We start from the raw sequence: 491 nt of genomic DNA, 5'->3' as shown, positions 1-491 counted from the left end.
CACGCTGACCAACAAAGACGGTCTGCCGATCAACAACCACTCGGAGCTGTACTTCAAGCTGACCGACGGCACCACTGTCGTCGTGGCAGCGAACAGCACCACCGGTTCGGCCACTGCAACCGCCCCGGACAACGTCTATGTGGGCACTAACCAGCCGGTGGTCAATGCCATCGACGCGGTCAGCGGTGCAGATGCGTGGAAGTTCGAAAACCTGAACCTGGACAAGACCCCGGTCAGCACCGAGGTCACCGACGAGCCAGGTACCCCAGGCAGCGAAGGCGACATCGTCAAGGTCACCATCACGGCCGACCAGACCTCGGTGGCTGAGAACGTCAAACCGACCTTCACCGTGCACGTCAACCAGCCGCTGGCCCACGACTTGGTCGTGACCCTGAGCAACAATGCCCAGGTCACCATCAAGGCCGGCGAAACCAGCGCGCCGTACACCCACGACGCGCAAGGCGATGACGTCTACCAGGATGCTGGCGAAA

1 protein-coding gene is annotated in these 491 nt (G+C 61.9%); it reads left to right on the top strand.

From position 1 onward, the window contains the following. Positions 1–491: immunoglobulin-like domain-containing protein (locus tag I8746_RS26920; RefSeq protein WP_409078032.1), on the top strand; the 491-nt coding region annotated here is incomplete at both ends.

Source organism: Pseudomonas sp. USTB-Z (genome assembly GCF_019691255.1).
Lineage (GTDB): Bacteria > Pseudomonadota > Gammaproteobacteria > Pseudomonadales > Pseudomonadaceae > Aquipseudomonas > Aquipseudomonas alloputida.
Note: the sequence above shows the minus strand (reverse complement) of the source record. Positions and strands in the feature narration are given on the sequence as shown.